The following is an 8,978-nucleotide window of genomic DNA, read 5'->3' on the forward strand; positions in this document are numbered from 1 at the left end:
TTTAAATGTCGCTAACGGGCAGCATTTATTTAATAACTAAACGTATATCCTGCTTTATGGGACAAGAAGACAGGCTTAATTTTCCACAGCTTAGAATTTGGTTGTGCTAAAATTAATGAGTAGTACCTTTATAGAGGAGACATAGAAATGACTGTGGGGAAAAACGAAAAATTTATCATACTAGCTGTGTCATTGGGCGTTATCCTTAATCCATTAAATACGACGATGATTACAGTAGCATTGCCAGCAATTCAAAAGGACTTCCAACTGAGCGCAACAAATATTTCATGGTTAATTGCTTCTTATTTTATTATTAGTGCAATCTTTACACCGTTAATTGGGAAATTGAGTGATGTTTATGGAAGGAAATTGATCTTTTTAATTGGTCTTGGACTAGTGGTTGTGTCATCCATTTTGGCACCGTTATCTCCGAATTTGCCTGTGTTACTTGCGACGCGTGGAGTTCAAGCAATTGGTACCTCGGCACTCTTTCCAGCTGGAGTTGGGATTATACGTAATACCATTCAGCACAATCAAAACCGCGTAATTGGGACATTAGCTGTTTTTGCAACAACGTCTGCAGCATTCGGACCCACTATAGGAGGAATGCTCATTCAGTTCGGTGGATGGCCTGTTATTTTTTATGTAAACTTACCGATACTTGTAATTGGAATTGGATTAACGTTGATGTTTATCCCGAAAGATAAGAAAAACACGACTAGATCATATAAGTTGGATGGAATCGGAATTTTGTTATTTAGTTTATTTATAACTTGTTGGATGATCTTTTTACTTGGACTCGAGCAAAGTGTTCAAATCGGAACATTGATTCTTGCGATTGTACTAACGATTCTTTTCTACATGTATGAGAAAAGAAGAGATGAAGCCTTTATCAATGTTAATTTCTTTCGGAAAAACTTAAATGTGGCAGTTATCTTTGGTCAGTACATTTTATCAACCTTAATATTCTTTGCAGTGCTATTAAGCTTCCCAACGTTTATTCAAATTGTGTTAGGTGAAAGCTCTCAGATGGCGGGAATCGTAATGCTGTAGCTTTCCATTTTTGCAATGATTATGACACCTATCGCTACTAGATGGATGGAGCGCGCTGGATTTCGAATTCCATTATTGACTAGTGTTCTAGTCGGATTAGTGGGTGTGATCTTGTTATTTACCGTTAAGGATAATTCTCCCTTAGTGTGGATTGGTGTCGTGCTTGCGGTTACGGGGATTAGTAATGGAATACAGAATATTGGATTGCAAAACTTGTTGTATACTTTTATTAGTGTTAAAGAAAGTGGAATTGCGTCCGGATTGCTTATGACATCGAGGTTTATAGGGAATATTTTGGCTTCGAGTATTTATGGTGTGGCGTTTGCTACAGGAATGAACGTAGGAAATATGAGTACAATGGCAATTGTATTATTGGTTGTTGCAGTTGTGTTGGTTCCTGGTATGCTCTACGTTACGGTGTTTGAGAAGAAGAATTATAGTTAAACAAATATCGCCGAAAAACGTACTTTCTTATCCGCATCGTTTGTTACAGTTTTCCATAAAGTAAGACATAGTGAAATCTCGAAGTGTATTTCCGTATCGGTAAGCGATGTTATAAGTGAATTACGTCGCAGCATATCATAGTTAAGATTCATTACTTGAAAAGCAGCAATCTTTTAGAAAAGAGCCTAAATAAAAAACGTAATATAGAGTTCTATACTTGTCCCTCCTTTCATAAAGTAATAATGATAAGGAGGGCTTTTACGATGAATTATTATGAAAAACAAGAACCGGTTACACGCACTCAAACAGATCATTCCGTAAAAATTAATAATCGAAAAAACCTGGAGATCACTGGTGTTAAAGAAGTAGACAGCTTTGATAATGAAGAGTTTCTACTGGAAACCGTAATGGGTTACTTAATTGTCCGTGGCCAAAATTTACAGTTAAAAAATTTGGATGTAGGTGAAGGCCTGGTTACAATCAAGGGCAAAATATACGAGCTTTCCTATGTGGATGAACAGCAGCAGGAGAAAGCTAAAGGACTCTTTAGCAAGCTTTTTAGATGACACTCAGTATTCAGTTTCTCACTATGATCACCATGGTTTTAAGTGGCTTCTATTTGGGTATAATACATGATACTTACCGTCGCTTTGCATCTTATTGGGAGTCAAAAATAGTATTTTCTTATCTGCTGGAAATATGTTTTTGGCTGACTCAAACAATTATCATCTTCTATGTTCTCTTTCGTGTTAATGGCGGGGAAATAAGGCTATATATATTTGCAGCTTGTTTATTGGGTTTTGCTATGTATCAAGTGTTTGCAGCCAATGTCTATAAAAAGTTGCTTGAGTTCGCGATAGGTATTATTACTAAGATCTACCGATTTTTTGAAAGAATGGTACAAGCACTTATAATTTCCCCAGTTAAATGGGTAATCATGCTATTATTAATGATTATTTTATGGATTATCAGATTTATAGGGTCTGTTCTTCTTATTACATTAAAGATACTATTTACCCCAATAATTTGGCTTCTTAGGCTAACTTACCGTCTCCTGCCAAAAAAGTTACAACAATTTTTACACAAAATAGCAGGATTTTATAGTACAATGAAGAATATAGTTATAAGGTATAAGACATTTATCGGTAAATATATGAAGTTTAAGAGGAGGTAGAAGCCTTGTCTTCAAAGAAAAAAACGGTAACAAGATTAGATTCCAGTTATATGCAGCAGTATGACGCACACCAGGAAAGACAAAAGAAAAAGAAGCAACGTTTATATCGCCGTCTTGTGTTATTTTCTGTAATAGTAGTGATTGCTATTGGAAGCATGGCAACCTACCATTTTAACCAGCGTGTGGTACAGAAAGAGAAAGCTGAGCAATACGAACAGCTTGAAAAAGAGTTGGTTTCACTGGAAAAAGAGGAAGAGAATCTTAGAGAAGAAATTGAATTATTAAATGATGAAGATTATGTTTTAGAAATAGCTCGAACGAATTATTTCTTCTCAAGAAAAGGAGAGATGATCTTCAAAATTTCTGACGAAGATCCTTCATATTGACACACTTTTATAAGCTTAGCTATACTATATAGTAGAAAGCTATTTATACTTTATTTTTAAAGTATTAGGAAATCAAGGCTTTTCAATTACGTGGAAAAGCATGTTTTTCTAAAAATTCTAAGGAGGAGCATTTTTTTTATGTCAATCGAAGTAGGCAGCAAGCTGCAGGGAAAGGTAACTGGGATTACTAATTTTGGGGCATTTGTTGAGCTTGGAGAAGGAAAAACAGGCCTTGTTCACATTAGTGAGGTTGCCGATAACTATGTCAAAGACATTAATGAGCATTTTAGCGTTGGTGACGAAGTAACGGTAAAGGTTATTAATGTCGAAAAGGATGGCAAAATTGGTTTGTCCATTAAAAAGGCAAAGGATAAACCAAAACGCCCACAAAGGGACACTCGTGAGAGAACGGAAACATTTGAGTCAAAAATGAGCCGTTTTCTCAAAGATTCAGAGGACCGTTTAGCCTCTTTAAAGAAGCACACGGAATCCAAACGTGGGGGTCGAGGTGCTAAAAGAGGGTAGCAGATGCTGTCTATGGACAATGCTCTATAATATAATAGATAAAAAGAAAGCAGTTACTACTATGATAAGTGGTAACTGCTTTCTTTCGATTAGTAGACATTTTCCATTAATAAGGGTCTGCAAGTGTAATTCGTCACTCGCAGACCCCATTCAGATCCCAGCCTTCAACTCATAACCAGTCGCCTACGCTTTTAAATATAGCGGCAGAGGGGATCGAACCCCCGACCTCACGGGTATGAACCGTACGCTCTAGCCAGCTGAGCTACGCCGCCAAAATAAGTCAACAGGAGATATCATACATCATGGCACCTTTTGTGTCAATAAATTTTGATGAAATAGTTTAGGTGAAAAGGGCTCCCTTCAAAGTTTCATAACTTGATATTCAGGGATTAAGCAGTGCTGCTTAATCCCTGAATCGTACACTTTGCCTATCTATTCTAGCGTTTTCGCTTTTGTTTTCTGGTTCATATGCATTTTAGACTTACTTTTACTCGACATCTCGCGATTGTATTCCTCATCTTCCTCAACGGGTTTTGTTCGTTTTATAAAGAAGGACAGGATAAATCCGATAACAGCAAACACAGTTGCAACCATAAAGGAGTCATTAATCCCTTCTATTGTCGCCAGCCTTTCGATTACCGCCATTTGCTCCTGTGTAGGAGTACCAGTACTAGGCATGAAATCTGAAACATGTTTCGCTGCCTGGCTGCTCATAACGGTTACTAAAAATGCCGTTCCAATAGATCCAGCCATTTGACGTAGTGTATTTGCCATTGCTGTACCATGGGAGTACAACCTTCTTGGAAGCTGGTTTAATCCTGCAGTCATAATAGGCATCATGATCATCGAAATCCCAACCATCCGTGCACTATAAACAAACATCATATAATAATAACCTGTTTCATCGGTAAGGCCTGCGAATAAATATGTTGTAACTGCAGTAATTCCGAGACCAACCAGTGCTAGTGGCCGTGCACCAATGCGATCAAAAAGAGCACCTGTAAATGGTGACATGAATGCTGATATTAGAGCGCCAGGCAATAATAGCAATCCTGATTCCAGTGGTGAAAATCCGCGGATATTCTGTAAGTAGATAGGAATTAAGATCATTGCCGCGAACATAGACATGGTAATAACAACACTAATGATAGTAGTTAACGAAAACATGCTATATTTAAACACACGGAATTCGAGCATAGGTACCTTTAGTCGGAGCTGTCTGGTAACAAAGAAAACCATAACAATAGCACCTATTCCAAGGGGGATTAATGTTTGAGCACTATCCCATCCCTGCTCACCTGCACTACTAAACCCATACAGTAACCCACCAAAAGCGAAGGTCGATAAAATTATTGACTTGAAATCGACCTTAGGATTAGATAATTTCGTTACATTCTTTAAGAGGAAATAAGCTAGAATGATATCAATAATAACTATAGGTAGTACGATGAAGAATAACACACGCCATGAATACGACTGTACAATAAGTCCGGATAGTGTGGGTCCAATTGCCGGAGCAAACATCATAGCTAAACCAATATACCCCATAGCTGTTCCACGTTTTTCAATGGTGAATAAGCTCAAAATAACGTTCATTAAAAGTGGCATCATAATTCCAGCACCAGATGCCTGGACCACACGACCTGCCAGAAGCATGGGGAAAGAATAGGATATTCCACAGATTAGGGTTCCTAAAGCAAACAGTGACATTGCTGTAAGAAAGAGTTTTCTTGTCGAATATTTCTCCATAAAAAAAGCGGTAACAGGAATTAATATCCCATTCACGAGCATAAATATAGTTGTTAACGATTGCGCTGCGTTTGCCGTCATATCTAAGTCAACCATCATAACTGGAAGGGCCACGTTCATTAATGTTTGGTTAAGGATAGCAACAAAAGCCCCCATCACCATTACAAAGATAACAGGAAATTTCTTTACTTCCGATGCATCCACATAAGCTGCTCTATCTATCATTTTTTTCATCTCCAGTTACGTTGATCTTTTCTATAATTAATTGGTGAAGTGAGAGTAAGTTCTCAACATCCTCTTCAGAAATATCGCCTAGTTTGGATAGGCGCTTAAAGAACAATGCATGTCCTTCCTTTTCCTTGTGCTCTCCCAATTTTGTTAAATTAAGTACGATAGCTCTTCGGTCTTCCTTCGAACGTTCTCTTTCTATATAGTTTGCCTTTACTAAGCGGTCTACTGTACTGCTAACCGTACTTTTACTCGTATTCATTTTCTTTGTAAGTTCTTGTAAGCTCAAATCGGGCTCCTCGGACAATATTTTAAGAATATGCAGTTGAACAATTGTTACACCTAGTTCATTGGCATGTTGCCACATTTGCCTATAAAAAAACTTATTTACCTCACGAAAAGAATGAATAGTCTTGCTGATCTTTTCATCAGAATTCATACTTCTATCTCCTTAACTCAATTATAGTTCATGTACGAACAATTCGTTTATAGAAGTATTATAAGGAACTACATTTCATTTTGCAAGAAGTTAATATCGAATTTTTGATATGGCAGAAAAGAAAGTACTGTAATTTCGGCAGAACATCGCCGTTTTCGGCAAATGACAATATAGCATAACTTTGATTTTTTACCTGTTATCAATGGATAAAGAAGTCTGTTCAACACGCGTGTTCGTGTTGAAATGTGTAATTCATCTAGAAAGCCGTCGAACGATTTATTGGACACGCTCTGTTTTTTTGACAAAAAAATAAGGAATATTATGGTTTAATATGCACAAAGACGGGAGTGGTTTTGTATGTTAAGTTCAATTCCAAGAGCGGAATCTAAAGCTTTCGGGGCAAAAGGTACCAATCAAATGGATAGGATACGGAAGGGAGCATACGAAAAGGTCAGATCAATTTTACTTGAAAGGGGATGGTTATTCTTTATAGTAGGTTTTCTATTAGGACGGGCTGTAATTTTATCTGTTGTTTCTCCTTTTGCAGTAGCGTTCTTAGCAACAATCTGGTTTGTACATAGAGAAAAAACTCCAAAATCAATGCTGGCTGTTGTTGCTGGCGCGCTTAGTTATTCCGTGGCACATAGTATTTTTATCGCTTTAGCAATGCTTGTATTTATTCTGTTAGCTGGAATTTTTAAAAATGCAAAAAACCAACAGATTATGATACCGTTATTTGTCTTTATATCAACAGTTGCACCTCGTCTGTTTCTGTATTCCATTAATAATCAGCTGTCTTCCTATGAATGGATGCTTTTAGTTGTTGAAGGTGTACTAGGGACTGTCCTCGTATTAATCTTTATGCAGAGTATCCCACTATTATCACCTAAAAGATATAAGCCTTCGTTAAAGAATGAGGAGATCGTATGTATGATTATTCTCATTGCCTCTATATTGACTGGAACAATAGGGTGGGAAATCTATGGGGCATCTATAGAACAGATCTTTTCTCGTTATTTTGTTATTTTACTTGCTTTTGTAGGCGGTGCGGCAATTGGGTCTACGGTTGGAGTAGTAGCCGGTCTTATTTTGTCATTGGCAAATGTAGCAAACCTTTACCAAATGAGTTTGCTTGCATTTTCAGGGTTATTGGGTGGATTACTGAAAGAAGGTAAAAAACCAGGGGTTGCAGTGGGTTTGCTTGTGGGAACCTTTTTAATTGGGATTTACGGTAGTTCGGCTACATTAATGCCTTCTATTTTAGAGTCTTCTATTGCAATTATTTTCTTTTTTCTCACACCGGCGAGTTGGTTCAAAAAGCTCTCACGTTATATCCCCGGAACCGAAGAATACACGAATGAGCAGGAGCAATACTTGCAAAAAGTACGTAATGTAACCGCCAAAAGAGTAGAACAATTCTCAAATGTATTTGAGGCTTTATCCAAAAGTTTTGCCATATCTGAAGTATATTCCCCGGATGATAACGAAACTAAGAGAGAAACGGATTACTTTTTGAGTCAAGTGACAGAAAAGACATGTCAAACTTGTTTTATGAAGGATCGATGTTGGCAGAAACAATTTGATACAACCTATGGACTAATGGAAGAAATGAAGAATGATATAAGTGATGGTCGTGAGCCAAACAGGAAAGTGTCACGTGAATTTGAAAACTATTGTGTAAAATCAAAAAAGGTAGTAGAAGCAATGAAGGAAGAAATGTCCTTTTTTGAAGCTAACCGTAAACTAAAGCAGCAAGTAATGGAGAGCAAAAGATTAGTTGCGGACCAGCTGCAAGGTGTATCGGAAGTGATGGATGATTTCGCGAAAGAAATATTGAAAGAAAGGCAGCATCATGAACAACAGGAAATGCAAATTATTCATGCATTGAAGCATATGGGGATTGAATTGGAGAAATTAGATATTTATCGTTTGGAAAAAGGAAATGTTGATATTGAAATGACCGTTTCCTTTTATGAGTATCATGGAGAAGGGCCAAAATTGATTGCTCCTGTACTGACAGACATTCTTAAAGAAATGATTATTATAAAAGAAGAGGAAATATCGCCTTTCCCTAATGGATACTGTTATTTGTCATTTGGTTCAGCAAAAGAATTCGTTGTAGAAACAGGAGCTTCGAATGCTGCAAAAGGTGGGGGCTTAATTTCAGGTGACAGCTATACGACCATCGAGCTCGGTGCGGGGAAATTTGCGATGGCTATTAGCGATGGTATGGGAAATGGCAAACGCGCAAAGGAAGAGAGTGTTGAAACATTAAGGTTATTGCAGCAGATCCTGCAGACGGGTATTCCGGAAAAAGTAGCAATTAAGTCCATCAATTCCATTTTATCCTTACGTACAACAGATGAAATGTTTGCCACCTTAGATCTCGCTGTGATTGATTTACACAATGCATTTGTTCGTTTTTTAAAAATCGGTTCAACTCCCAGCTTTATAAAACGTGGTGAACAATTGATACGCATTGAAGCAAGTAATCTGCCGATGGGTATTATTCAAGAATTCGATGTCGATATCGTTAGTGAACAGCTAATGTCGGATGATTTATTAATTATGATGAGTGATGGTATTTTTGACGGACCTAAACATGTTGAGAATACAGATATATGGCTGAAAAGGAAAATCCGTGAGATGAAAACAGAAGATCCACAAGAAGTAGCGGATCTCTTACTGGAAGAAGTGGTTCGTACAAGGTCAGGTGAGATTGAAGACGATATGACTGTACTAGTTGCAAAAGTAACAAAGAATATACCAAAATGGGCTACTATTCCGGCATATCGAGAGAAGGCACAGTAATCCCATAGCAACGCCAATAAGCCAGCGAATGGGACGGCTGCCCGCCGCTGGCAACCCCCCTGCACTTTTCTATGTCTAGTTCCGGCTCCTAGAGGTTCCCGTCATAAGCAATGAACACTTCGAGTACAGAAGATCGTGTACTCTTTGGTCCCTTGCTTATGAGTCCACC

At 37.8% G+C, this 8,978-nt stretch carries 9 protein-coding genes and 1 tRNA gene; 7 read left to right on the forward strand and 3 right to left on the reverse strand.

All coding sequences use genetic code 11. The features are described 5' to 3' along the window. The first annotated feature begins 147 nt into the window (after positions 1–147). The 6 genes from QGM71_RS21475 (at position 148) to QGM71_RS21500 (ending at position 3,582) form a co-directional block, all read left to right on the forward strand. Entirely contained in the window at positions 148–1,053 is a 906-nt protein-coding gene (locus QGM71_RS21475) for an MFS transporter (protein ID WP_327609599.1), read from the forward strand. A gap of 45 nt (positions 1,054–1,098) precedes the next feature. Then, positions 1,099–1,497 carry an MFS transporter gene (locus tag QGM71_RS21480; protein WP_327609600.1) on the forward strand — a complete coding sequence of 133 codons (399 nt, stop codon included), beginning with the start codon at positions 1,099–1,101 and terminating at the stop codon, positions 1,495–1,497. 263 nt (positions 1,498–1,760) lie between these two features. After that, positions 1,761–2,063 (forward strand): sporulation protein YabP, encoded by a 303-nt coding sequence (gene yabP / locus QGM71_RS21485; protein WP_327609601.1) that lies wholly within the window; start codon positions 1,761–1,763, stop codon positions 2,061–2,063. Beyond that, entirely contained in the window at positions 2,060–2,671 is a 612-nt protein-coding gene (gene yabQ / locus QGM71_RS21490; protein WP_327609602.1) for a spore cortex biosynthesis protein YabQ, read from the forward strand. The genes yabP and yabQ overlap by 4 nt, the downstream gene beginning before the upstream one ends. Positions 2,672–2,676: 5 nt before the next feature. Beyond that, positions 2,677–3,057 (forward strand): FtsB family cell division protein, encoded by a 381-nt coding sequence (locus tag QGM71_RS21495; protein ID WP_327609603.1) that lies wholly within the window; start codon positions 2,677–2,679, stop codon positions 3,055–3,057. 138 nt (positions 3,058–3,195) lie between these two features. Beyond that, positions 3,196–3,582, forward strand: a complete 387-nt coding sequence (locus tag QGM71_RS21500) for a S1 domain-containing RNA-binding protein (protein WP_327609604.1) — start codon at positions 3,196–3,198, stop codon at positions 3,580–3,582. Between the two features lie 198 nt (positions 3,583–3,780). Here QGM71_RS21500 and QGM71_RS21505 read toward each other — a convergent pair. From QGM71_RS21505 to QGM71_RS21515, 3 genes are all read right to left on the reverse strand, one after another. Further along, positions 3,781–3,854: transfer RNA gene (locus tag QGM71_RS21505), tRNA-Met, on the reverse strand. Positions 3,855–4,014: 160 nt separating this feature from the next. Then, the gene (locus QGM71_RS21510) at positions 4,015–5,556 is read right to left on the reverse strand and encodes a DHA2 family efflux MFS transporter permease subunit (protein WP_327609605.1); all 1,542 of its coding nucleotides are present in this window, start codon (positions 5,554–5,556) and stop codon (positions 4,015–4,017) included. Next, complete coding sequence (locus tag QGM71_RS21515; protein WP_327609606.1) at positions 5,546–5,998, reverse strand: MarR family winged helix-turn-helix transcriptional regulator; 453 nt, start codon at positions 5,996–5,998, stop codon at positions 5,546–5,548. Before QGM71_RS21515 ends, QGM71_RS21510 begins: the two co-directional genes overlap by 11 nt. Positions 5,999–6,355: 357 nt before the next feature. On the opposite strand from QGM71_RS21515, the gene spoIIE reads away from it, so the two are divergent. After that, the gene (gene spoIIE, locus QGM71_RS21520) at positions 6,356–8,809 is read left to right on the forward strand and encodes a stage II sporulation protein E (protein ID WP_327609607.1); all 2,454 of its coding nucleotides are present in this window, start codon (positions 6,356–6,358) and stop codon (positions 8,807–8,809) included. The last annotated feature ends 169 nt before the right edge of the window (positions 8,810–8,978 follow it).

Origin of the sequence: Virgibacillus tibetensis (assembly GCF_036026595.1) — a bacterium.
Classification (GTDB): domain Bacteria; phylum Bacillota; class Bacilli; order Bacillales; family Amphibacillaceae; genus Virgibacillus_P; species Virgibacillus_P tibetensis.